Origin of the sequence: Amycolatopsis sp. SB7-3, assembly GCF_041021335.1 — a bacterium.
GTDB lineage: Bacteria > Actinomycetota > Actinomycetes > Mycobacteriales > Pseudonocardiaceae > Amycolatopsis > Amycolatopsis japonica.
In genome coordinates, this window is the sequence record NZ_JBFPJQ010000001.1 from 3,306,760 (window position 1) to 3,329,749 (window position 22,990).

At 68.8% G+C, this 22,990-nt stretch carries 28 protein-coding genes; 10 read left to right on the forward strand and 18 right to left on the reverse strand.

Going from position 1 to position 22,990, the window contains the following annotated elements:
- Nucleotides 1-2: 2 nt before the first annotated feature.
- Entirely contained in the window at nt 3-629 is a 627-nt protein-coding gene (locus tag AB8M46_RS16365; RefSeq protein WP_037332324.1) for a nucleoside triphosphate pyrophosphatase, read from the reverse strand.
- 166 nt (nt 630-795) lie between these two features.
- On the opposite strand from AB8M46_RS16365, the gene AB8M46_RS16370 reads away from it, so the two are divergent.
- Nucleotides 796-2,601, forward strand: a complete 1,806-nt coding sequence (locus tag AB8M46_RS16370; RefSeq protein ID WP_394360627.1) for a glycoside hydrolase family 3 protein — start codon at nt 796-798, stop codon at nt 2,599-2,601.
- 124 nt (nt 2,602-2,725) lie between these two features.
- On the opposite strand, the gene AB8M46_RS16375 is transcribed toward AB8M46_RS16370, so the two are convergent.
- From AB8M46_RS16375 to AB8M46_RS16425, 11 genes are all read right to left on the reverse strand, one after another.
- A complete protein-coding gene (locus AB8M46_RS16375) occupies nt 2,726-4,336 on the reverse strand; it encodes a DHA2 family efflux MFS transporter permease subunit (RefSeq protein ID WP_394360628.1) in 1,611 nt (536 codons plus the stop codon).
- Nucleotides 4,317-4,943 carry a PadR family transcriptional regulator gene (locus tag AB8M46_RS16380; RefSeq protein WP_037332318.1) on the reverse strand — a complete coding sequence of 209 codons (627 nt, stop codon included), beginning with the start codon at nt 4,941-4,943 and terminating at the stop codon, nt 4,317-4,319. Before AB8M46_RS16380 ends, AB8M46_RS16375 begins: the two co-directional genes overlap by 20 nt.
- 100 nt (nt 4,944-5,043) lie before the next feature.
- Nucleotides 5,044-5,364 (reverse strand): hypothetical protein, encoded by a 321-nt coding sequence (locus tag AB8M46_RS16385; protein ID WP_394360629.1) that lies wholly within the window; start codon nt 5,362-5,364, stop codon nt 5,044-5,046.
- Nucleotides 5,361-5,567, reverse strand: coding sequence for a DUF397 domain-containing protein (locus tag AB8M46_RS16390; RefSeq protein ID WP_378423586.1), 207 nt, complete (start codon nt 5,565-5,567; stop codon nt 5,361-5,363). Before AB8M46_RS16390 ends, AB8M46_RS16385 begins: the two co-directional genes overlap by 4 nt.
- Before the next feature lie 197 nt (nt 5,568-5,764).
- Nucleotides 5,765-6,598: a helix-turn-helix domain-containing protein gene (locus AB8M46_RS16395; protein WP_394360630.1), complete on the reverse strand. Its 834-nt coding sequence runs from the start codon at nt 6,596-6,598 to the stop codon at nt 5,765-5,767.
- A 61-nt stretch (nt 6,599-6,659) separates the two neighbouring features.
- Nucleotides 6,660-6,878 carry an acyl-CoA carboxylase subunit epsilon gene (locus AB8M46_RS16400; RefSeq protein ID WP_037332313.1) on the reverse strand — a complete coding sequence of 73 codons (219 nt, stop codon included), beginning with the start codon at nt 6,876-6,878 and terminating at the stop codon, nt 6,660-6,662.
- Nucleotides 6,875-8,512, reverse strand: a complete 1,638-nt coding sequence (locus AB8M46_RS16405) for an acyl-CoA carboxylase subunit beta (protein ID WP_037332312.1) — start codon at nt 8,510-8,512, stop codon at nt 6,875-6,877. The genes AB8M46_RS16400 and AB8M46_RS16405 overlap by 4 nt, the downstream gene beginning before the upstream one ends.
- Before the next feature lie 409 nt (nt 8,513-8,921).
- A complete protein-coding gene (locus AB8M46_RS16410; protein ID WP_037332311.1) occupies nt 8,922-9,584 on the reverse strand; it encodes a response regulator transcription factor in 663 nt (220 codons plus the stop codon).
- The gene (locus AB8M46_RS16415) at nt 9,581-10,732 is read right to left on the reverse strand and encodes a sensor histidine kinase (protein WP_037332310.1); all 1,152 of its coding nucleotides are present in this window, start codon (nt 10,730-10,732) and stop codon (nt 9,581-9,583) included. The genes AB8M46_RS16410 and AB8M46_RS16415 overlap by 4 nt, the downstream gene beginning before the upstream one ends.
- Before the next feature lie 68 nt (nt 10,733-10,800).
- Nucleotides 10,801-11,619: an SRPBCC family protein gene (locus AB8M46_RS16420; RefSeq protein WP_394360631.1), complete on the reverse strand. Its 819-nt coding sequence runs from the start codon at nt 11,617-11,619 to the stop codon at nt 10,801-10,803.
- Between the two features lie 52 nt (nt 11,620-11,671).
- Nucleotides 11,672-12,442 carry an NAD(P)H-dependent oxidoreductase gene (locus AB8M46_RS16425; RefSeq protein ID WP_037332307.1) on the reverse strand — a complete coding sequence of 257 codons (771 nt, stop codon included), beginning with the start codon at nt 12,440-12,442 and terminating at the stop codon, nt 11,672-11,674.
- A gap of 43 nt (nt 12,443-12,485) precedes the next feature.
- Here AB8M46_RS16425 and AB8M46_RS16430 point away from each other — a divergent pair, with 43 nt between their 5' ends.
- The 5 genes from AB8M46_RS16430 to AB8M46_RS16450 are packed head-to-tail and all read left to right on the forward strand — an operon-like array spanning nt 12,486 to nt 16,826.
- Nucleotides 12,486-13,496, forward strand: a complete 1,011-nt coding sequence (locus tag AB8M46_RS16430) for a GlxA family transcriptional regulator (protein ID WP_199750085.1) — start codon at nt 12,486-12,488, stop codon at nt 13,494-13,496.
- Nucleotides 13,497-13,548: 52 nt separating this feature from the next.
- Entirely contained in the window at nt 13,549-14,247 is a 699-nt protein-coding gene (locus AB8M46_RS16435) for a lysoplasmalogenase family protein (RefSeq protein WP_394360632.1), read from the forward strand.
- A 59-nt stretch (nt 14,248-14,306) separates the two neighbouring features.
- Nucleotides 14,307-14,624 (forward strand): ArsR/SmtB family transcription factor, encoded by a 318-nt coding sequence (locus AB8M46_RS16440; RefSeq protein ID WP_394360900.1) that lies wholly within the window; start codon nt 14,307-14,309, stop codon nt 14,622-14,624.
- A complete protein-coding gene (locus AB8M46_RS16445) occupies nt 14,621-15,061 on the forward strand; it encodes an SRPBCC family protein (RefSeq protein WP_394360633.1) in 441 nt (146 codons plus the stop codon). Before AB8M46_RS16440 ends, AB8M46_RS16445 begins: the two co-directional genes overlap by 4 nt.
- A gap of 4 nt (nt 15,062-15,065) precedes the next feature.
- Nucleotides 15,066-16,826 (forward strand): prolyl oligopeptidase family serine peptidase, encoded by a 1,761-nt coding sequence (locus AB8M46_RS16450; protein ID WP_394360634.1) that lies wholly within the window; start codon nt 15,066-15,068, stop codon nt 16,824-16,826.
- Here AB8M46_RS16450 and AB8M46_RS16455 read toward each other — a convergent pair.
- The 5 genes from AB8M46_RS16455 to AB8M46_RS16475 form a co-directional block, all read right to left on the reverse strand.
- Nucleotides 16,823-17,248, reverse strand: coding sequence for a VOC family protein (locus AB8M46_RS16455; RefSeq protein WP_125732434.1), 426 nt, complete (start codon nt 17,246-17,248; stop codon nt 16,823-16,825). The genes AB8M46_RS16450 and AB8M46_RS16455 overlap by 4 nt on opposite strands.
- Before the next feature lie 46 nt (nt 17,249-17,294).
- Nucleotides 17,295-17,918 carry a LysE/ArgO family amino acid transporter gene (locus AB8M46_RS16460; protein ID WP_037335816.1) on the reverse strand — a complete coding sequence of 208 codons (624 nt, stop codon included), beginning with the start codon at nt 17,916-17,918 and terminating at the stop codon, nt 17,295-17,297.
- Between the two features lie 153 nt (nt 17,919-18,071).
- Nucleotides 18,072-18,407, reverse strand: coding sequence for a thioredoxin (gene trxA, locus AB8M46_RS16465; RefSeq protein WP_394360635.1), 336 nt, complete (start codon nt 18,405-18,407; stop codon nt 18,072-18,074).
- A complete protein-coding gene (locus tag AB8M46_RS16470; protein ID WP_016331353.1) occupies nt 18,408-18,803 on the reverse strand; it encodes a MerR family transcriptional regulator in 396 nt (131 codons plus the stop codon).
- A gap of 42 nt (nt 18,804-18,845) precedes the next feature.
- On the reverse strand, nt 18,846-19,241 hold the full coding sequence (locus AB8M46_RS16475; RefSeq protein ID WP_037332293.1) for a nitroreductase/quinone reductase family protein: 396 nt from the start codon (nt 19,239-19,241) through the stop codon (nt 18,846-18,848).
- A gap of 27 nt (nt 19,242-19,268) precedes the next feature.
- Between AB8M46_RS16475 and AB8M46_RS16480 the strand changes: the two genes are divergently transcribed.
- The 3 genes from AB8M46_RS16480 to AB8M46_RS16490 are packed head-to-tail and all read left to right on the forward strand — an operon-like array spanning nt 19,269 to nt 20,868.
- The gene (locus AB8M46_RS16480) at nt 19,269-20,099 is read left to right on the forward strand and encodes an alpha/beta fold hydrolase (protein ID WP_394360636.1); all 831 of its coding nucleotides are present in this window, start codon (nt 19,269-19,271) and stop codon (nt 20,097-20,099) included.
- On the forward strand, nt 20,096-20,659 hold the full coding sequence (locus tag AB8M46_RS16485) for a histidine phosphatase family protein (RefSeq protein WP_394360637.1): 564 nt from the start codon (nt 20,096-20,098) through the stop codon (nt 20,657-20,659). The genes AB8M46_RS16480 and AB8M46_RS16485 overlap by 4 nt, the downstream gene beginning before the upstream one ends.
- A complete protein-coding gene (locus AB8M46_RS16490; protein ID WP_394360638.1) occupies nt 20,644-20,868 on the forward strand; it encodes a hypothetical protein in 225 nt (74 codons plus the stop codon). The genes AB8M46_RS16485 and AB8M46_RS16490 overlap by 16 nt, the downstream gene beginning before the upstream one ends.
- 90 nt (nt 20,869-20,958) lie before the next feature.
- On the opposite strand, the gene AB8M46_RS16495 is transcribed toward AB8M46_RS16490, so the two are convergent.
- Entirely contained in the window at nt 20,959-22,074 is a 1,116-nt protein-coding gene (locus tag AB8M46_RS16495; RefSeq protein WP_200882660.1) for a C40 family peptidase, read from the reverse strand.
- Between the two features lie 80 nt (nt 22,075-22,154).
- Between AB8M46_RS16495 and AB8M46_RS16500 the strand changes: the two genes are divergently transcribed.
- Nucleotides 22,155-22,979 (forward strand): biotin--[acetyl-CoA-carboxylase] ligase, encoded by an 825-nt coding sequence (locus tag AB8M46_RS16500; protein ID WP_378423614.1) that lies wholly within the window; start codon nt 22,155-22,157, stop codon nt 22,977-22,979.
- Nucleotides 22,980-22,990 lie beyond the last annotated feature (11 nt).

Consider the following 22,990-nt stretch of genomic DNA (forward strand, 5'->3'; position numbering starts at 1 on the left):
TCTCAGGATGCGGGACGGGTCCAGAGATCGATGACACTCACGCCGACCTCCGTCAGCAACCGCCGGGTCAGCGGCAGGCTGATCCCGATGACGCTCGAGAAATCACCGTCGATTCCCTCGATGAACCAGCCGCCGAGCCCGTCGAGGGTGAAGCCGCCGGCCACCTGAAGAGGCTCTCCGGAAGCGATGTACGCCTCGATCTCTTCTTGCGACGGTGTGCCGAAGCGAACAGTGGTCCCTTCGGTCCCGGAGGCTTCCTTCGTCCTCTCGCCGTTCTCGACGCGGATGATCGCGTGGCCGGTCAGGAGTTCACCGGTCTTGCCCGCCATCGACGCCCAGCGCTCGCGCGCGGCTTCCGGCGTGATCGGTTTCCCGACCATTTCGCCGTTGATCGACAGCATCGAATCGCAGCCCACGATGACCATGTCGGAGTGCCCGTCGAGGGCTTCGAAAACCGCTTCGGCCTTCGCGGCGGCGAGTGCGCGGACCAGCTCTTCTGGGGCCGGATCGGTCAGGGACGCGGCGACCGCGTCCTCGTCGACGCCGGACACGACGACGCTCGGATCGAAGCCGGCGGAACGCAGGACACCGAGGCGGGCGGGGGACTGGGACGCGAGAACGAAACGCACGTGAGGAAGGTACTCGACGGCTCGCCGTTGCCTGATTGTGACCTGGAACACCCGACCGTGGAGTTAGTTTGTTGTGGCGCGCAACATATGGATTGTTCGAGCTACGGAGGAACCAATGTCGTCCCGCCTCCGCGTCAGAAGATCTCTTCGCACGACGCAAACCACAGTGCTCGCAGGACTGCTCCTGGCCGGTTCGGCCCTGACGCCGGTGGCGTCCGCCGCCCCTGGGCCGCTCTACAAGAACCCGCACGTTTCGACGTCCGCGCGGGTGAACGACCTGCTCAAGCGGATGAGCCTCGACGACAAGATCGGCCAGATGACCCAGGCCGAACGCGGCGCGGTCACCCCCGGCCAGGCCGCCGCGCTCAAACTGGGGTCCTTGCTCTCCGGCGGTGGCTCGGTGCCCGCCAGCAACACGCCGAACGGGTGGGCCGACATGGTCGACTCGTATCAGAAAGCGGCGGTCTCGACGCCGCTCGGCATTCCCACGCTCTACGGCGTCGACGCCGTGCACGGCCACAACAACGTCTACGGCGCCACGATCTTCCCGCACAACATCGGCCTCGGTGCCGCGAACAATCCGCGCCTGGTCGAGAAGATCGGCCGGGCGACGGCGCTGGAAGTCGCCGGAACCGGTCCGCAGTGGGACTTTTCGCCGTGTCTGTGCGTCGCCCGCGACGACCGCTGGGGCCGGACCTACGAATCCTTCGGCGAATCCCCGCGTGACGCCATCGCGAACGCGTCGGCCATCACCGGGCTCCAAGGGCGCAGGCTCGGCGAGAAACCGGGATCCGTGCTGGCGACGGCGAAACACTACGTCGGCGACGGCGGCACGACGAACGGCGTCGATCAGGGCAACACCGAGGTGAGTGAACGCGAACTGCGCCAGATCCATCTGCCGCCGTTCCGCGAGGCGATCGACCGCGGGGTCGGCTCGGTGATGATCTCGTTCTCCAGCTTCCAGGGAGTGCGCATGCACGCCCAGAAGTACCTCATCACCGACGTCCTCAAGAAGGAACTGCGGTTCCGCGGGCTGGTGATCTCGGACTACAACGCGATCAACCAGATCGACGGCAAGGAGGGTTTCACCCCCGAAGAGGTGCGGCTCTCGGTCAACGCGGGCATCGACATGTTCATGGTCCCGTGGGACGCGCCGCAGTTCATCGCCTACCTCAAGGCCGAAGTCGAGGCGGGACGCGTCTCGCGTGAGCGGATCGACGACGCGAACCGCCGCATCCTGGCGGAGAAGTTCGAACTCGGCCTGTTCGAGCACCCGTACACCGACCGGTCGCTTCAGAAGACGTTCGGCAGCAAGGAACATCGAGAATTGGCCCGCCAGGCCGTCCGCGAATCCCAGGTGCTGCTGAAGAACGACGGTGTGCTGCCGCTGGCGAAGAAGAACAACAAGATCTTCGTCACGGGCAAGAACGCGAACGACATCGGCAACCAGGCGGGCGGCTGGACGCTCACCTGGCAGGGACAGAGCGGCCCGGTGATCCCGGGCACGACCATCCTCGACGGCATCAAGTCGGGGGCGGGGAAGGGAACCACGGTGACCTATGACCGTGCGGGTGACGGAATCGACGGCAGCTACCAGGTCGCCGTCGCCGTGGTGGGCGAAACGCCGTACGCCGAAGGACAGGGAGACCGGCCGAACGGCTTCGGACTCGACGCGGAAGACCTCGCCACGATCGCCAAGCTGAAGAGTTCGGGTGTCCCGGTCGTCGTGGTGACCGTGTCCGGCCGCCCGCTCGACATCGCCGCGCAGCTGCCGCAGTTCGACGGGCTCGTCGCGGCCTGGCTGCCGGGTAGTGAAGGCGCCGGCGTCGCCGATGTCCTTTACGGCGACTACAACCCGACCGGGAAGCTGACGTTCAGCTGGCCGGTCAGTGCGGCGCAGGAACCGGTGAACGTCGGTGACGGCAAGAAGGCGCTGTACCCGTACGGCTACGGCCTGCGGTACCGCCGGTAACTTCCGCCTCCCGCGGATGAGAGGAACGGTCCTTTCCTTGCGAAATTTGCAAGGAAAGGACCGTTCATTGCACCGGTGGTGGGGCCCACGACCCGCATTCAGAGGACTAAATGCGGGAGGAGGGTCAGGCGGCGCTGGCGGCGGGTTCGCGAGCGGGCGGGTGTGGTGCCCGGGAAGTGCGGCGCATGGTGAGCGCGGCGAGCACGCCCAGCACGAGCACCGCGGCCGGAAGCAGCAGCGTCACCCGGGCGGCGTCGGTTAGTCCATTGTGGACGGCTTCGAGCGCGAGCCGCTGTGCCTGCTCGGCGACCCCGGACGGCAAGCCGGGGAACGCGGCCGCCCCGGAAGAACCGAACTCCCCGGTCGATTCCGCGGCCTTCGCGACGCCTTCCGCGAACGGTGCCCGGTACTGCTCCGGCAACGCGGTCGCGGCCGACGCCGCCTCGTCGGCGATCGACGTGCCGATCCGCGCCTGCAGCAGCACACCGACGGCCGCGCTGCCCAGTACGCCGCCGACCTGCCGGGCCGTGTTGAAGATGCCCGACGCGGTCCCGACGAACCGCGGTTCGACCGAGCTCATCGCCAGATTGCCCATCGGCGGGAAGATGAAGCCGATGCCGACACCCGCCACCAGTAGCGCCGGGGTGAGCGTCCACGCGTTCGCGCCCGCCTCGGCGATCAGGGCCGCCAGTCCCATTCCCGCGGCGAGCGCGGTGAGCCCGACGATCAGCAGGACCTTCCCGTTGACCTTGTCCGAAGCGCGGCCGACGAACGGGCCGATCAGGCCGGCCAGCAACGACATCGGCGCGAACAGCAGGCCGGACATCGTCGGCGACTCGCCCAGCACCGCCTGGATGTAGATCACCAGCGGCAGGAACATGCCGGTCATCGCGAAACCGACGGTGACCGAGGTCAGGGTGCCCGCCGAGAAGTTGCGGTTCGCGAAGACGCCGAGCGGGAGCAGCGGTTCGCGGCGGTTGAACCGTTGCCACGCCACGAAAGCGACCAGCAGGGCGACACCGAAGCCGATGATCTCGAACACGGTGACCGGCCCGGACACCCGTCCCCAGTCGTAGTGCTGTCCATTTTGGACGCCGTAGACGACGCAGAACAAACCGGCGCCGGACAGCAGGATTCCCGGGACGTCGAAGGAATGCGAGTGCTTCGGCTGCCAGTCCGGCACCTTGAGCAGCGCCAGCGCGATCGCGACCACGCCGACCGGCAGGTTGACGAAGAAGATCCATTCCCAGCCGAGGTGGTCGACGAGCACGCCGCCGAGCACCGGCCCGACGATGGCCGCGATCCCGGCGACGCCGCTCCAGAGCCCCATCGCGGGGCCACGCTTCGACGGCGGGAACAGATGGCTGATGAACGCCAGGGTCTGCGGCGTCATCAAAGCGGCGCCGAGGCCTTGCACCGCGCGGGCCGCGATCAGCATCTCGACCGAACCGGACAGACCGCACCACAGTGAGGCCAGGGTGAACACCACGAGCCCGGCCAGGTAGACGCGTTTCGGGCCGAAGCGGTCGCCGAGGCGGCTGGCGAACAGCATCGGTACCGCGTAGGTGAGCAGGTAGACGCTGATCACCCAGACGATCGCGTTCAGCCCGGCGCCGAGCTCCCGCAGCATCGCGGGGATCGCGGTCGAGACGATCGTGGTGTCCAGCAGGATCATGAAGAAACCCAGGCACAGCGCGGAAAGCGCGGCCCAGGGGTTAGCTTGTCTTGCGTTCATCGCTGTCGTCCTCGGTGACCAGGTTCAGTTTTGGCGTGCAGTGGCCCTGGAACCGGATGCGGCCGGATTCCAGGTCTTCGACGAGTTTCTGGGTCCACTCGAGCTCGAAGGCCCGCCGCGCGGTGGCGTAGGACCAGTCGAGCCAGTAGATCTCGGGGAGTTTGTGCTCGTTGACCAGGTTTTCGAGCACGACCTGGTCGGAGGCGATGGCGGCCTGCAGCCGCAGCACGCGGTGTTTGAGCTGGGTGAGCGACATTTCCGGGCCGAGCTCGTCGATGACGGCGAGCGCGCTGAGGTACTCGGGGTACTCCTCGGCGGGCGTGGCCAGCATGTCCTGCGCCCGGGCGACGAACTCGTCGCGGCCGGTGTCCGTCATCGCGTACACGGTGCGCTCGGGGCGTTTCCCGTCCCGCTGTGTTTCGACGACCTCGACGAAACCGTTCTGCACCAGGCGATCCACCGTGTGGTAGAGCGAGCCCGCCTTCACCTTCACTCGTGTGTTGACGAAGCGCTCGCGCATCAGCTGCGCCATCTCGTACGGATGCATGGGCCGCTCATGCAGGAGTTCGAGCACCGCCATGGCGAGCGGGGTGAGCTTCGCGGCCATGAATATCCCCCTTGGAAGATTCCCTGCTGATTATTCCACGTGGAATATATGCCAAGCGGGGCTGAACCTTCAAGGGGGGTGTCAGTGCTTCGGCCGGCCGCTAGTCGAGCGGTCGCGGCCCGATCTCGCGTTCGAGGAAGCGGTGGTACTCGATGGCCGCGATCGAGTTCTCCAGCTGTTCGAACGTCGGCGCGGGGAGCGCGCCGTTGAAGACGATGGTCAGGCTCTTCCGCGGGATGTTGATGACATAGGGATCGACGTCGAGTTCTTCGCAGTGCCCGCGCAGGACGGCGGTCCAGTGGTCGAGGTCCTCGTCCGCGCCGAGGTGCTCCCACCGCGCGACGATCCAGTTGCCGTTGATCAGCTGGCCCGCCATCTCCCGCGGATCGTGGACCATGTACGGCTCGGCGACGTCGTTCATCGTCCGAGGTGCTCGAGGAGCGCGGCGAAGGACTCGGCCGGGACCACCAGGATCGGCCGGGTCTCGTCCGGCAGCGCCCACTGTTTGGTGTCCCGGATGCCCACGAGGCCGGGTGCGGTGCCGACCTCGACGCAGGCGTTCTCTTCCCAGTGCGTGTAGGTCGACTTGTGCCAGCCGGTCATGTTTTCGTGCCAGGTGGTCATAGGAGGGCCTTTCCCCAGTGACTGTTTCGGCAAGTAGACGGGTTGCGCGGCAGCAAGGTTGGCGAGATCGGGTGATCTGTGCCGATCGGTCGGTGAGCGGCTCCGCTGATCGCGTTCGGCGCACGGAAAGGGACCTTCACCGACAGCTGCTTTACACACGATGCACTCTCGGAGTGCATAAGGCCAAGGGTCTTAGGTCACCGAAGTGAACCGGCCGCGAGCTGTCGGTAGTCGGCGGCGATCCGCGTCAGATGCCCGCAGGCGATGTCGCCGTAGGTGGCGTAGCGCTCGACCTCGGCGAAGTTCTCTTCGTAGTCGGTGACTTCGCGTTCGTCCGTGACGAGGGCCGTGGCCGTCTGCGTCCCGAGGAGCACCGCGCGCGAGTCGTAGATGTCGAAACCGTGGAGGACGGGGACCGACACCGGAGTGGTCCACGGGATCACGCCGAGCCGTACGCGATCGCGGCGGGAGATCTCGATGAGGTGGCCGAGCTGGGCCAGCATGGTCGCCGCGCCGCCCATGTTCCAGCGCAGGGCGCCTTCGGTGAGCACGAAATGGAACTCACGGTTCGAATCGAGGATCCGCTGACGCTCCAGCCGGGCCTCGACCGTCTGGTCGCGCTCGTCCTCCGGCAGCGCGTCGCCGAAGAGCGCGGTGATGTAGTCGCGGGTCTGAAGCAGGCCGAACACGATGGTCGGCTGGAAACTCCGGATGCGGGCGGACGCCGTCTCGATCTTGCCGATGCGCTGCTGCATCCGCCAGGCACCGCGCTGAAGGACGACGCGGGCGGACGACGCCTCTTCACGGAGGTCCCGGGTGATCGCGACCAGTTCCCGCCGGACCTTCGCGGGCGCGCGATAGACGCGGCACAGCGCGACGACCTGCTCCTCGGTCGGCATGAACGCACCGGTCTCGACCCGCGACACCTTCGACTGGCTGAGGCCGCCGAGTCTCGCCGCTTCGGTACCGGACAGCCCGGCGGCCTTGCGCAGACGGCGCAACTCGGTGGAGAGGTGGTCCTGGTTCGTCACGCACGGCTTTCTGAGGCGATCGCGGTCGGCAGGACTGCCACGATAGCCCGCCGGGCCCGTCTCAGCGAGGAAGCGCCGAAGCGCGCCAGGCGCCCTCTCCGGGAGCGAGCGGGGCCCGCACGAGCGATGCCTTGTCCGCCCACCACGAATCCCGTTTCGGCGCCGGTTCCGGTGCCCGCGCACCGGCCACGGCCGCGACGACGGCGGTCAGCGCGGCGAGCTCGGCGTCGTCCGGGTTGCCCCGGACGACGCGCAGCAGCGGGGTTTCGGGCGCGGTCACAGCGGGATGTTCCCGTGCTTCTTGGGCGGCAGCGACTCACGCTTGCCCTGGAGCAGCGAGAGCGCCTTCGCGACATGGCCGCGGGTGTGCGCGGGCACGATCACCGAGTCGACGTAACCGCGCTCGGCCGCCGCGTACGGGTTCAGGAGGGTGTCTTCGTACTCCTGGATGAGCTCGGCCCGCAGCGCGTCGACGTCCTTGCCGTCGGCGGCGGCCGCGGCGAGTGTCTTGCGGTGCACGATGTTCGCCGCACCCTGCGCGCCCATGACCGCGACCTGCGCCGTCGGCCAGGCCAGGTTGATGTCCGCGCCGAGATGCTTCGACCCCATGACGTCGTACGCGCCGCCGTACGCCTTGCGGGTGATGACGGTGACGAGCGGGACGGTCGCTTCGGCGTAGGCGTAGATCAGTTTCGCGCCGCGCCGGATGATGCCGTTCCACTCCTGGTCGGTGCCGGGCAGGAAGCCGGGGACGTCGACGAAGGTCAGCACCGGGATGTTGAACGCGTCGCAGGTGCGCACGAACCGCGCGGCCTTCTCGGAGGCGTCGATGTCGAGGCAGCCGGCGAACTGGGTCGGCTGGTTCGCCACGATGCCGACGCTGCGCCCGTCCACCCGGCCGAAGCCGACCAGGATGTTGGGCGCGAACAGCTCGTGCACCTCGAGGAAGTCACCGTCGTCGACGACGCGGTTGATGACCTCGTGCATGTCGTACGGCTGGTTCGGCGAGTCCGGGATCAGCGTGTCGAGTTCGCGGTCGGTGTCGGTGACGTCGTCGAAGAATCCTCCGGGCGCCGAGTCGGTCTCGAACAGCGGCGCTTCGGACAGGTTGTTCGCCGGGAGGAACGCGAGCAGTTCCTTCACGTACGCGATGGCGTCCTCGTCGTCGGAACCGAGGTAGTGCGCGACACCCGAACGGGTGTTGTGCGTGCGACCGCCGCCGAGTTCCTCGAAGGAGACCTCTTCGCCGGTCACGGTCTTCACGACGTCGGGGCCGGTGATGAACATGTGCGAGGTCTTGTCGACCATCACCACGAAGTCGGTCAGCGCGGGGGAGTAGACGTGCCCGCCCGCGTTGGCGCCCATGATCAGCGAGATCTGCGGGATGACGCCGGACGCCTTGACGTTGCGGTTGAAGATCTCGCCGTACAGCCCGAGCGAGACGACGCCTTCCTGGATCCGCGCGCCGCCGCCCTCGTTGATGCCGATGATCGGGCGGCCGGTCTTGATCGCCAGGTCCATCACCTTGACGATCTTCTCGCCGTACACCTCACCGAGTGAACCACCGAAGACGGTGACGTCCTGGCTGAACACGCACACCGGGCGGCCGTCGACCGTGCCGTAACCGGTGACGACGCCGTCGCCGTAGGGACGGTTCTTCTCCTGGCCGAAGTTGACCGAGCGGTGTTTCGCCAGCTCGTCGAGCTCGACGAAGGAGCCCTCGTCCAGCAGCAGGTCGATCCGCTCGCGGGCGGTCTTCTTGCCCTTGGCGTGCTGTTTCTCCACCGCCCTCGCGGAACCCGCGTGCACCGCCTCGTCATACCGGCGGTACAGGTCGGCCAGCTTGCCGGCCGTCGTGTGGATGTCCGGTTCGTCCTCGGGCGGCGTCCCGAGCGGCTCCGTCGCACTGCTCATGAAACCGCAGCCTAGCTACTCGACGGTCACTTCGCGTGTGGCGTAGGCAACGTCCTGGGCGTCTGGGGCCTGAAGTACATGAAGGCCTCCTTCCCTCGGCTGAGCCGAGGGAAGGAGGCCTTCACGCGCGGCCGCTGTGACTGCTGGTGCTCATGGGGCTCGTGTGGCGCCTCGCAAGTCCGTGAAGGCCTCCTTGAGGGACCCAGAGTCCCTCAAGGAGGTCTTCACGGACCGGTACTTGTTGCTCTACGTCTGACCTGTGCGTGAGCGGGATTCGCTCCGTTCCGGACCGGGTCGAGCGTTGTCGATGAAGGATTTGGGACGTTCACTGTCCCAAATCCTTCATCAACGAATCCCTGCGTGGAGGAGCCAGGACGTTCAGCGCCCCGAACCCCGAAGGCTCGACCCGCTAGACCGAGGCCCTCACCAGCCCGGACTCGTAAGCCGCGATCACGAGCTGCGCCCGGTCCCGCGCCGCGAGTTTGTGCAGCAGATGGCCGATATGCGTCTTCACCGTCGCCAGCCCGAGGTGCAGGGTCCCGGCGATCTCGTCGTTCGACAGGCCGCGCGCGATCAGGCTCAGCACCTCGCGTTCGCGCGCGGTGATGTTGTCCAGCGACGCCGCGACGCGCTGGCCGGGTTCGGGCAGCCGCGCGAACTCCGCGATGAGCCTTCGCGTGATCGAAGGGGCGAGAAGTCCTTCGCCCGCCGCGACGACGCGGATCGCGGTCAGCAGCTCGGCGGGCGGGGTGTCCTTCAGCAGGAAGCCGCTCGCGCCCGCGCGCAGGGCCGAATAGACGTAGGCGTCGAGGTCGAAAGTCGTCAGCATCAGCACGTGGACGCCTTCGGTGGCGGGCGACGCGCAGATCCGCCGGGTCGCTTCGATCCCGTCCAGTTCGGGCATGCGGACGTCCATCAGCACGACGTCGGGGCGCTCCTTCTCGGCGAGTTCGGCGGCTTCCGCGCCGTCGCTCGCCTCCCCGACGACTTCGAGGTCCGGCGCGCTGTCGACGAGCACGCGGAAACTGCCGCGCAGCAACGCCTGGTCGTCGGCGATCAGTACGCGGATCATCGTGTCCCCACTTCCTTGGCGGCGTACGGAAGCCGCGCGAACACCCGGAATCCCCCGGCGGGCAGCGGGCCCGCCTCGAAGTCGCCACCATAGACGGCGACGCGTTCGCGCATGCCGATCAAACCGTGGCCGCCCACGGCGGGCGGTGAGCCTTCGCCGCGCCCGTCGTCGACGATTTCGACGCTGACCTCACCGGGGCCTTCGGTGATCGTGACCCGGCACGCCGACGGCCCCGCGTGTTTCACGACGTTGGTCACCGCCTCCTGCGTGATGCGGTAGACCGAAAGCGCGACACCCTCGGGCAGGTCGTCCACCGCCTCGCCGGTCAGCTCGACCCGCACCCCGGCCTGTCCGGCGCGTTCGGCCAGGGCCCGCAGGTCGGCGAGTTTCGGCGCGGGTCCGAGCGCGGCCTCGGGCGTGCCGTCACCGGAACGGAGGACGCCGAGCATCCGCCGGAGTTCGACGAGGGTCTCGCGGCTGGTGAGTTCGATGACCCGCAACGCCTCACGTGCTTCTTCGGGCTGTTGCTCCGCGACGTGGTTGCCGACGGCCGCCTTGACCGCGATGAGGCTCATGCTGTGCGCGACGACGTCGTGCATCTCGCGCGCGATACGCAGCCGTTCGTCGGAAACCGCCTGATCGGCCTGGGTTTCGGCGAGCTGGGCCAGGTTCGCGCGTCGTTGCCGCGTCATCCAGCCCAGCGCCCACGAGCCCGCGACGCCGCCGCCCGCGAAGGCCGTCGAAGCGATCGTGTTCGGCCCGAGCCGCAGTACTTCGAAGATCATGACGACGACGAGCCCGAGCCCCATCGCGATCAGCGAGCGGGTCCGCGGGTGTTCCAGCGCCACGGTGTACAGGGCGCATCCGGTGGCCAGGAGCGCGGCCGGGGCCAGCCCGTTGCCCGCGATCAGCGCCGGGACGAGGCTGCCCAGGCCGAGGCCGTAGGCGAGCAGAGGGCGGTGCCGCCGTAGCGCGATCGCGATCCCGCTGGCGGCGACCGTCGCCCAGGCGAGCCACATCGGGATGACGACGAGGAACGTCCAGGTCTGTGCCGCGAGGTTCCCGCCGACGGCCACGACGAGCACCAGCGCGAGGAGCGCGTCGATCGTGTACGCCACCCGCTGGGAGAGCGCCGACGGCTGTTTCATACGGCGAACTCAACCAGACGGGCGGCGTCTCCGCGTCCGTCCGGTGGAGGTCATCCCCAGGGTGGAGATCAGCTCTCGTGAGCCGCCGCGAAGAACTCCTTCAGCTTCTCTCGCCAGCTTCGCAGCGCTTCGGGTACGACGTCGTCCTGTCCGGCGGGGACGGTCTGGGTCAGCTCGACCATGGTGCCGTCGAGTTCGGAGTGGCTGAACTCCCAGCGGACGACGCCGCCTCGCGGCAGGCCGATCTCCAGCACCCGCGGAGGCTCTTCGCGAATGACCGTCCCCGCGGCCTTTTCGGCGGCGAGAAGGGCCCAGACCTCGTCGAGCGGTTTCCAGATCAGATCGCGGCGGAAGCGGATCACCTTGCCGTCGCCGGTTTCCAGGACCTCGCCCTCGGCGAGCCCGAACTCCTCGATGTAGGCCTCGATCGGGCCGACCCAGTCCTGCGGGGGCTCGTGATCCTCGCCGTCGAGCAGGGCGGTGAGCGCGACGAGGCAGCTGTCCCAGCCGGCGGCCGTGCGGCCCGCGGCGATCCTGGCGATGGCGGGTTCGCCTCGGCCGAACGTATGCGTGAACAGCAGACGGCTGCCGTCACCCTCCGGGACGATCTCCCAGCGCAGCACGTCGTCGTTCCAGCTGAACGCGAAGACACGGGGCTCGTCGGCTTCGAGGACTTCACCCGCAGTCGGCTTCTCTTCGCCTTCGAAGGTGAACTCGATGGTCCCGCCCGGTCGCAGGTCGACGGTGACCGCGGCGGGGAACCAGTTCGCCAGCTCCGACGGTTCGGTGATCGCCCGCCAGACGCGTTCCGGCCGATGCGCGAGACGGCGGTCGATGCGCAGCGCCGGACGTTCTCCGACGGTTTCCAACCGGGCGCGAGCGTTCACGGTTACCTCCTAATGTGCCGTGAGGGAAATATAACCGCGACGTAATATTGGGTCAACCGGCGAGGTGGACGCCGATCCCGCTCCGCCCCGGCGCCAGTTCCTCACGCAGGACCAGGGCGTCGTCGTAGTCGCCGCCGTTCTGGCTGCGGAACGGGATCGGGTCCTGAGTGGACAGTGTCCGCAGCCGCGCGCGGAGTGCCTCCGCGGCGGCCTCGTACTGCTCGGGCGAAACGCGGTCGGCGCCGCAGATCGTCAACGGGGGCAGCACGGACATGCCCGCGTACCACAGCGTTCCGTGCTGCAACGGGAACAACAGATCGCCGATCTCGCCATTCACGCCGCGCGGTCCGATGGTGGCCTCCGGCGCGCCCGCGGTCAGCACGACCAGGGCGCGTTTCCCGGCCAACGCTCCTTCGCCGTAGCGTGCCGTCCGGCCGTCGGGACGTTGGACGCCGTAGGCGAAACCCTTGACGAAGACGCGGTCGAACCAGCCCTTGAGGATCGCGGGCATTCCGTACCACCACAACGGGAACTGGAAGATCACGGTGTCCGCCCACGCCAGCTTTTCGTGCTCGGCGCGGATGTCCTCGCCGAGCTCGCCCGTCCGGAAGGCGTCCTTCGACGTCGAGCCGACGATGAGCCGCTCGGTGGAAGCGGCCCGGCCGAAGTCGTCGGCGTCGACGACGGCCTTCCACTTCATCGCGTACAGATCGGATTCCCGGACGTCGGCGCCCTGCGCGCGGAGGGTGCGCAAGCCCTCGTCGCGCAGTGAGCCGCCGAGGGAACGGGGTTCGGGGTGGGCGAAGATCCACAGCACGTTCATGGTTCCACCGTCGCCCGGTCCCGGCGCCGAAACGAGTGGCCCGATGGACAACATGTGCAAGAATCGAGCCATGGGCTTTTTCACGCATCCCGGCCGCCACCGGGTCGCGGTGCTGGTCCGGCACGGAATGCTGGTGATGGAGCTGGGCATCGTCACCCGGCTGTTCGGCACGGCCAAATCGGCCGACGGCGAGCCGCTCTACGAAGTCGTCACCTGCACGCCGGAGCCGGGGCAGATCCGCACCGACGCCGACGTCACCATCTCGGTCGCGCACGGGCCGGAAGTGCTGGCCGAGGCCGACACCGTCGTCATCCCGGCGTCCTCCACCGAATACGAACCCTCGGGGCACGACCTCACCGAACCGCTCGCCCGGGCGCTGGAACTGATCCGGCCGGAGGCCAGGATCGCGTCGATCTGCACGGGTGCCTTCGTGCTCGCCGCCGCCGGCCTGCTCGACGGCCGGAAGGCGACCACGCACTGGCGTTCGGCGCTGGACTTCCAGGCGAAGTTCCCGAAGGTCGCGCTCGACCCGAACGTGCTCTACACCGACGACGGGAACGTCCTCACCGCGGCGGGCGTCGCGTCCGGGATCGACCTCTGCCTGCACATGATCCGCTGTGATCACGGTGCCGCGGTCGCGAACGAGGTCGCGCGCGGAACGGTCGTCTCGCCGCATCGCGAGGGCGGGCAGGCGCAGTTCATCCGGCGGCCGGTGCCGGAGCCGCAGTCCTCGTCGACGGCGGCGGCCCGGGCTTGGGCGCTGGAGAACCTCGACAGGCCGCTGACGCTGCGCGAACTGGCGGCGAAAGAGGCGATGAGCACGAGGACGTTCACGCGGCGGTTCCGCGACGAGGTCGGGATTTCGGCGTTGCAGTGGCTGACCCAGCAGCGGATCGAAAGGGCGCGTCAGCTGCTCGAAGAGACCGATCTGCCGGTGGACAAGGTCGCCGCCGAGGCGGGTTTCGGCACCGCCGCGTCGCTGCGCCAGCATCTTCAGGCGGCGCTGGGGGTCTCGCCGAGCGCGTACCGGAACACCTTCCGTGAAGCGGTCTGAATCCGACTGACCTCCTGGTAACTTACCCAGAAATAAGTTCCGGAGGTGGTTCGTGAAAGCCCTCAAGATCGCCGAACGGGTGTTGTTCGGCGCCGCCGCGATCGGCACGGTGTACTCCGCCAGGACGGGTAATCGGAAGCTGCAGCTGGCGGCCAAACCCGCCGCGGTGCCGGTGCTCGCCGCCCGGGTCGCGCGTTCGCGGGGGCTCGCGCCGGGGGAGAAGGGGCTGCTCGTCGCCGCGTTGGTCGCGGCCGGGGCGGGCGACCATTTCATGGGCCGGTCTGATGAAGACGGTGAGCTGATCAAGGGCGCGACCTCGTTCGGCGTGATGCAGGTGCTGTATTCCGCGCTGCTGTGGCGCCGGGGTGCCCGTCCGCGCGCGGCGACCGCGCCGCCGCGGCTGGCGGCCTGGGCGGCGGCCGCGGTCGCGATGGCGTTGCCGAAGCCGTCTCCGGTGTCTTCGGTGCTTTCGGTCTACGGAGGCCTACTGAGCACGACGTCGACCCTTGCGGCGGATCCGGTGCTGGCGCCGAAGGCCAAGGTCGCGGGCGGGATGGTGATCCCGTCGGGTGACCGCCGGACCTGGATCGCCGCCGGTGCGCTGCTGTTCTCCGCGTCGGATCTGGCGATCCTGATCCGCCGCAACTTCGTCACCAGCGAACGCGTGCGAGCCAACCTCGAAACCTTCGTGCTGACCTCGTACCTGGCGTCGCAGTGGCTGCTCGTCGAAGGGATGACCGCAGAAAGTTAAGCACCTACTTGACTATTTCTGGGCGTGAGTGGATGGTTAAGCATGTGCCTAACCAACGGATGGATCAGGTGTTCAAAGCGCTGTCCGACGGGACGCGCCGCGAAATGATCGAGCGCCTCACCCGGGGACCCGCCTCGGTGGGGGAGCTCGCGCAGCCGCTGTCGATGTCGCTGCCCGCCGTGATGCAGCACCTCCAGGTGCTGGAGGCGAGCGGGCTCGTCCGGTCGGAGAAGGCGGGGCGGGTCCGCACCTGCCACCTCGAACCGGACGGCCTGCGGCTGGCCGAGGACTGGCTCGGTGGACAGCGCACCGGCTGGGAACACCGGCTCGATCGTCTTGGTGGCTTTCTGAACTCCGACGAAGGGAACAGGTCATGACCGTCAAACACGCCACGTTCACCCTCGAACGCGTCTACCCCGTGTCGCCGGAACGCGTTTTCGCGGCCTGGGCCGATCCCGACGCGAAAGCCGGCTGGTTCACCGTGCCGGGCGGCGAGCATTCCCTGGACTTCCGCGTCGGTGGCCGGGAGACCACCACGGGTCCCCATGGCGACGGCCGGAAGCTGATCGCGGACTCGCGCTACGAGGACATCGTCGCCAACGAGCGGATCGTCTACGCCACGACCTTGTCCACCGACGACGTCCTCGCGACCGTCTCGCTCACGACGGTGCTGCTGGAACCCGAGGCGGACGGCACCCGCCTGACGCTGATCGAGCAGGGCACCTTCCTCGACGGGCAAGAAGAACCGGCCTGGCGCGAGCAAGGGACCGGATGCTGGCTCGACGCGCTGGGGAAGGCTTTGTCGGCAGTATGAACACATGCTGACCGCTGAGCTGATCGCCGACAGCCGAGTCCCCTCGAATCCCGCGCTTTCCGCCGACGGGCGGTGGGTCGCCTACCAGGTCGGCACCATCGCGGACCCCGTCCCCGAAATCTGGTTTGCGTCCGTCGACGGTCGCGAGGAACCCCGGAGGCTGGCCGAGGGGGCCATGCCCGGATGGTCGTCGAATTCCCTCTATTTCCTCCGGGACGGTCTGATCCACACGGTGGACGGGCCGCTGTTCGCCTGGCGGAGTGAGATCACCGCGTTCCTCCCGATGCGGGAGCGGATCGTGTTCATCGCCGAGGACGAGACACCGGCCGCGGAAATCTGGGTGTGGAGTGAGAGCTTCCGTCCGGCACGGCTCCGAAGCTTCGATCGGCGGACCGGGGAGATCACGACATTGGTCGATGAGCACGTCGTCGATGTCGCCCGCCGTCAGGACGACGGAGCGCTCGCGGTGCTGACCTGGTCCACCCCGGAGCTCGATCCCGGCGGGCTCGAACCCAGGCTTTCCGTGCTGGACCTGGAAACCGGGGAGCGGCGCGACCTCGGGAGGACCGCGGTCGAAGCCACGAGCCCGGTCTGGTGGCGGGACGGCGAAGGCTGGCACGTCGCCTATCTCGCGACACCGGAGATGGTCGGTGGCTGGGCGGTTTTCGACGTTCCCGTGGACACGGCCGAACATCGGAACCTGACGCCGGAATCGGCCTGCCCGATCAGGCTCGCGCAGGTCGATTCCGGTGCTCCGCTGATGCTCGTCGCTGACGGTCTCGACACGGCCCTCCACCGGCTCGGATCAGGTGAAGTCGCCTTCTGGCGCGGGCAAGCGGACGCCATCGCGTCGAACGGCGAGGTCGTGGCCATCGTGCTGAGCACCGCTCACCAGCCGAAGGATGTCCACTGTGGACCGATCGATGAACCCTTGACGCGGGTGAGCGACACGGCGCCGGAGTTCGCCGAAATCACTTGGGGTGCGCAGGAACGCTTGTCCTACAAGGCTTCCGATGGACTGGCACTGGACGGGCTGCTCGTCCTCCCGCCGGGAAAGACCCGGGATGACGGCCCGTTCTCCCTGATCACCTTGCCGCACGGCGGGCCGTACGACCGGTACGCGGACGGCTTCCGGCTCGGCTGGTTCCCGTCCGCGCAATGGCTCGCGCTGGCGGGGCACGCGGTCTTCCTGCCGAATGCTCGTGGGGGACAAGGACATGGCCACGAATTCGCCGCCGCCGTCGCGGGACGCGTCGGGCTGGAGGAATGGAGCGATCTCGAAACCGGGATCGATCTGCTCGTCGCCGAAGGGGTGGCCGATCCGGATCGGCTCGGCATCGCGGGCTGGAGCCACGGCGGGTTCGTGTCGGCCTGGGCCGTCGGCCGGACCAGGCGGTTCAAGGCGGCGCTGATGGGCGCCGGAATCTGTGACTGGGGGATGCAAGCCGCGACCGGCGAGCTCGGCCCGTTCGAAGCCGCGCTCGGCGGAAGTACCGGCTGGGAAGGGACCGGTCCGCACCGGCACGATCGGCTCAGCCCGATCTCCTTCGCGTCGGAGATCGAGACCCCCGTGCTGATCGTGCACGGTGCGGACGACACGAACGTCCCGTTGTCCCAGGCGGAATTCTTCCACCGCGCGCTACGCCACTTCGGCGTCGAACACGACTTCGTGGTCTATCCCGGCGAAGGACATTCGATTCGCGGGCGGACGCATCAGCTGGATCTGCTGCGCCGCACCCGCGAATGGTTCGCGCGGCTGCTCTAACCCTGCGGCTCGCCGGGGACGTACGTGCCGAAAGTCCATTCGTACCCTTCGAGATCGTCGACACGGCAACGGTAGTTGCCCCATTCGGTGTTCTCCGGCTTCCAGACCGGCGTCGCGCCGGCGTCGACGGCGGAAGCGAAGACGGCGTCCACGGCCTCTTGCGTCGGAAGGCTGACGTAGAGGCCGTGGCCGACGGTTTCGCCCTTGCGGGCCGGGCGGTCGTAGTCCTCTTCCGCGCTGAACACGATGATCCGGACTTCGCCGCGCCGCAGTTCCGAATGCAGGATCAACCCCTTGTCGTCGGGGTACTCCGTGGTGGTCTCGAAGCCGAAGGCGCGTTCAAGCCAGCGAAGCGCCTTCGGGGCATCGCTGTACGCGAGGTAGGAGTGGAGGGAAGCCGGACGTTCTCGGGTTTCGGTCATGAGGGCAGCCTCGCAAGCGATCAGGACAACTACGGCCCTCGATTCGTCACCAAACGAGGCGAACACCGAGCGCGGCGATGAGCGCGCTGGAAGCCAGTGCGGTCACCAGCCGTCCACGACGTCCGGTCAGCGCCTTGCCGAGCACGGCGCCGCCGCCCGCGAGGAACAACTGCCAGCTGGCCGAGGCCGCGAACGCCGCGAGCACGAAGACGACGTGTTCCGCTCCGCTCGCCGCGGCCATGTCCTCGCTGCCCAGCACGAGCGCCGCGAAGTAAACCACCGTCATCGGGTTCAGCAGAGTGATTCCGAGAAGGCTCACGTAGGCCTTCACCGGCCCGATCGCGACCGGTTCGGTCAGCTCCGCCTTCGCGGAGTCGCGGTAGTTCCGGATCCCGGTGAATCCTATGTGGACGGCCAGCCCGAGCAGTACCACCACCGAAATCCAGCGCAGTGGCACGGCTATCGGCTCGATGACCGGAATCAGCGTGCCCCCGCCGAGGACCGCCACCAGGGCGTAGAGCCCGTCCGCGGTGGCGACCCCGAGCGCGGCGTACGCGCCGATCCTGAGCCCTGCCCTGACGGTCAGCACCACCAGATACGTCCCGACCGCGCCCACCGGGATGGCGATGCCATACCCGGCGAGCAGGCCCGCGACGAACGCGGCGCTCACGGTCGGACTGGTGTCGGCCTCCACCCGGACCCGGCCTGCTGCTGCTTCCGCACCCGTCGGACGACGGTGGACGGCGGCAGGAAGGCGGGGGTCGATGTCATGGGAGAAGGATGCGAGCGGGGTGTCGCTCGCGCAACACAATTACCGCGCGACTCACGAGAGGGACGGCTGCAGAACGGCGTCCAGATCGGCCAGCAGCCGCGCCTTGGGCCGGGCGCCGACGGTCGTCCACACGGGACTCCCGTCACGGAACAGGATCAGCGTCGGCAGCGACATGACCTGATAATTCCTGGCCGTGAGCGGGTTTTCGTCGGAGTTGAGCTTGCGGATGAGCAGCGATCCGGCACGCTCTTCGGCGATCTGCTCCAGCACCGGCGTGATCATGTGGCAAGGCGGGCACCATTGCGCCCAGAAGTCCACCAGGACGGGCTTGTCCTGGTCCAGGACGAGTGCTTGGAAGGTTTCGTCGGTGACGACGGAAAGGGACACTCAGGCCTCCTCGGTTCGCGGCACGACGACGCACGGTCCCGGCGGCGTTTTCAGCGCGCCGGCGAGTTTGGTCAGCAGACTGTCCCGCACGTCGTTGAGCCTGGCCAGACAGGCGTCCACCTCGGCGAGTTTGCGTTGGTAGACCTCGATCGAATCGGCGCACGAATCGCCGGTCTCGTGCCCGGCGCGCAGGCACTCGACGAACGGCCTGGTGTCCTCCAGACTGAGCCCCACCGCTTGCAGGGTCAGGATCTCGTTCACCAGACGGAAGTCGTCCTCGTCGTACTCCCGGTACCCGTTCGACGCGCGCCGTGCGTCGAGAAGCCCTTGTGACTCATAGAAACGCAGCGCGCGGGTGGTGGTTCCGGTACGCGCGGCGAGTTCGCCGATCCGCATGGTCCCGAGCGTAAACCTTGCCCTTGGCGTCAAGGCAAACGTTCATTCGTCGAGATCGACCCGGATGGTGAGGAGGTTCGTGCCGATCGCGCGTACGGCGGCGCTGTTGAGCCTGGGGAGTGCCTTGAGACGCGCGCGGGGGTCGTCGCCGGGGAGCAGGTGCGCCGTGCCCGTGTGCCAGCGGCCCCGGAGCCGGACGCGGACCCGCGGATCGGCCTGGATGTTGCGGACGTACTGCGACTTCTCGCCGAACTCCGAGACGATCCAGAACTCACGGCCCACCCGGCGGCCACCGATCGGCGTCCGCCGGGCCTCGCCGGATTTGCGGCCGGTGGTCTCCAGGATCGGCTGGTTCGGCAGCCGGACGAGGATCGGGTTGCCGACGTGGCGCTGGAAGGTCGTGGCCACCCGGTGCTTGATCTCGTGATAGCGGGACATGGCTCCAGGGTGCCCTACGCTCGGGCCATGGTGAACGAGTCGGACGTGGACCTGGGGGACGGGGCCACACTGCACACGTACGACACGGGCGGGACCGGGCCGGTGGTCTTCTGGCACCACGGGACCCCGAACATCGGCGCCCCGCCCGCCCCGTTGTTCCCGGCCGCCGAGCGGCTCGGACTGAGATGGGTCTCCTACGACCGGCCCGGCTACGGCGGTTCGTCGCCGCGGCCCGGCCGGGATGTCGCGTCGGCGGCGTCGGACGTCGAGAAGATCGCCGACGCCCTGGGAATCGAGCGGTTCGCGGTCTTCGGGCATTCCGGCGGCGGCCCGCACGCGCTGGCCTGCGCGGCTCTGCTGCCGGACCGGGTGTCGGCGACGGTCTGCGTCGCGGGCATGGCTCCGTACGGCGCCGCCGGGCTGGACTGGTTCGCGGGGATGGGCGCGGCGGGCGTCGAATCCCTGACGGCCGCCGTGGCGGGGAGGGCCGAAAAAGAGCGGTACGAGGCGACGGCCGAATACGACGCGGAGATGTTCACGCCGGCGGACCATGCCGCCTTGTCGGGTGACTGGAAGTGGTTCCTCGACGTCGTCGGCCCCGCGGTCGAGGGCGGAGCCGGTGCGCTGATCGACGACGATCTCGCGTACGTCGCGCCATGGGGTTTCCAGCCGTCCGACCTCCGCGCTCCGGCGCTGTTCCTGCACGGCGGCGAGGACCGGGTCGCGCCGCTCGCGCACGGCGAGTGGCTGGCGCGGCAGTGCGCCACGGCCGAGGCGCGCGTGTTCCCTGAGGACGGACATGTGTCGGTGCTGCGCCACGGGGAGGACGCTCTCGAGTGGTTGGCCGCTCATTCGTGAGCTGCGAGATCGTCCTCGTCCGGCATGCCGAGTCCGTTCCGCCGCCGCCGGGGAAGCCCGACGACCCGGAGCGGCCGCTGACCGCGGCGGGGATGGCGGCCGCGGAACTGCTCGCGCACGAACTCGTCGCGATGAACCCGACGGCGGTCGTGTCGAGCCCTTACCGGCGAGCCGTCGCGACGGTCGCGCCCGCGGCCACCGCGGCGGGGCTCGAAGTCACGACGCGCTGGGAGCTGCGCGAATGGGACTCGGGCCTGGAGCCGACACCGGACTACGCCGTCCACTACGAGCGCAGCTGGGCCGATCCGGATTTCGCGCGTCCGGGTGGCGAGAGCCTGCGGCGGCTGACCGCACGGGCGATGGCCGCGGTCGATCGGCTCGCGGAGGAGTATGACGGCGGTGTCGTGCTGGTGGGCAGTCACGGAACCTTCGTGTCCCGCCTGCTGGCCGGACTCGGGCCGGGAATCGGCTGGCCGTTCTCCCGGGACATGCCGATGCCCGCCGTTCATCGGCTGCGTATATCGGGAGGTGCCATATGGGTGGCGTGTCACGGAACCTGAACTACGACATGCCGTGGCCGGTCCCGGAGTTCGTCGGGCTTTCGGTCGCTCAGGCTCTCGCCCTGGCCGCGGAAGCCGAGATCGTGCTGTACGAGGCAGACGCGACGACGCCTTTGACGGGGCGCTCGGAGGGGCGAGTCGTGCGTCAGTCGTCGCCGGGTTCGCGGCGTCATCGGCCTACCCGGGCGACGGTCTGGATCGCGCCGTGAGGCCGTGTCGCGAAAGCCACTTTCGCGACGTCTGATGTCCCTAAAGTGGCTTTCGCGACACCGGCAAACGACACCGACACCGGCTTGAGGTCAGGCCGCGGGCCGTCCCGCACCCGTGTAGTCGTCACCCTTCGAGTGATACGTGTGGATCTGGATCGCCTGGCCCTCGGTGGGCGCGTTGATCATCAGCCCGTTCCCGAGGTACAGCCCCACGTGGTGGATCCGCGTCGACGGGTTCCCGTAGAAGACGAGGTCGCCGAGCTTCGGCTCGCCGGGCACCTGCGGCAGCGCGCGGAACTGGCTGTCCGCGGTCCGCGGGAGCGCGACACCGGCTTCGTCGTAGGACGCCTTGGTCAGCCCGGAGCAGTCGAAGCCCGCCGCGCCCGCTTCGGGGCCATTGCCGCCCCACACGTACGGGAGGCCCAGCTGGCCGAGGGCGAAGCGGGTCGCCTTCACGGCGGGGCTGGCGGAGCGCGCCGGGTCGAGGGACAGGGTCGCGTACAGCTGCGCGTTGCCCAGGACGCGCTGGCGGAACAGTTCGGCCTCGTTGCCCTTACCGCCCTGGTAAGCGGCGATGGCCTTCCACCAGCCGTTGCCGCCGCCGAGGTCGGCCCCGGAAGCGCACAGGGCGCGGCCCGCGGCGACCGAAGCGGAGTCCGGATCGGCGAGCGCGGGTTTCGCGATGCCGGGGATCGACGCGCCGTGCTTCTTCCACTGCTGCGCCGACAGGCCGAGGGGGTTGTCGCCGCCACGTCCGTGGTTCGAGCTGGCCGCGCCGATCCCGGCCAGGGTGACCCAGGACAGGTGACAGTTCGGCTGCTCGCCGCGCAGCGCCAGTTCGCCGTTCGCGTAGCCCATGAGCGATTTCGCCGGGATGTCGAGCGGCCCGGCCAGCTTCCCCGCCCACTCTTCGAGCGGCCGGGCGCCCTTCGGCGTCTCCTGCGCCTTGACCGGCGCGCTGACCTCCAGGACCGACGGGCCCGCGCCGCCGCCGACGGTGGCCGGGTCCTGCTTCGCGGCGGGAACGGGCACGGGCTGACGTCCGTCGACCGGGGCGGGATCGTTCCCGCCCGCGAGCAGCCAGCCCGCCGTCGCGAGTCCCGCGACCAGCGGGAGCGCGACCAGGCCGCGCATCGCCACGCCGTGCGCCCACGACTTCTTCGGGCTGGGTTCGGACGCGCTCGGGGCGGGCTCGGGCTCGGTCACGCCGTCCAGATTATTGGAGACCACCTCTGCGTAACGAGCGAACGCCTTGCACGTTAGGGGGACTCTCATATTCTGGACGAATGAGTGAGACGGGAGCGCTCGACGCCGGGCGTCTGAGTGCCGCGCTGTCCGGCCGGTACGCCGCGATCCAGGTCGTGGCGAGCACCGGGTCCACCAACGCCGACCTGCGGGAAGCCGCCGCGAAGGGGGCAGAAGACCGCACGGTGCTGATCGCCGAGGAGCAGACAGCCGGGGTCGGCCGCCGCGCCCGGCACTGGTCTTCGCCGAAGGGATCGGGCCTCTACGTCAGTGTGCTGCTGCGCCCGGGCGGCGTCCCGTTCGCCAATTTGGGTTCACTTTCCGTGGTCGCGGGCCTCGCGGTCCGGGAGATCGCCGAGGGGCTGGGCGTCGACGCCGTCCTCAAGTGGCCGAACGACGTCCTCGCCGGCCCGGACCGCGCCAAATGCGCGGGCATCCTGGCGGAGGCCGTCGCCGGTGACGACACCACCGTGATCCTCGGCGTCGGCGTGAACGTGCTGCCGCTCGGCGAGAGCGTCCCGGCCGGGCCCGGCGGCCTGCCCGCGACCTCGCTGGCCGAGCAGGGGGCGACGGAGACCGACCGCGCCGAGATCGCCGTCCGGCTGCTCACCGCGTTCGACGAACTCGAACGCCGCTGGCGGCTCGCGGGCGGATCGCTGGCCGAGGCCGGTCTGCTCGGGGACTACCGGCGGTACTGCGCCACGCTGGGCCAGGACGTCGAGGTCCAGCTGCCCGACGGCTCGGCGCTCACCGGCCGCGCCGCCGACATCGATCCCGCCGGCCAGCTCCAGGTCGACGTTCCCGGTGGTGAGCGGTACACGGTGTTCGCCGGAGACGTCGTCCACGTGCGGCCCGCCGAGGCCTGATCCGTGCGTCT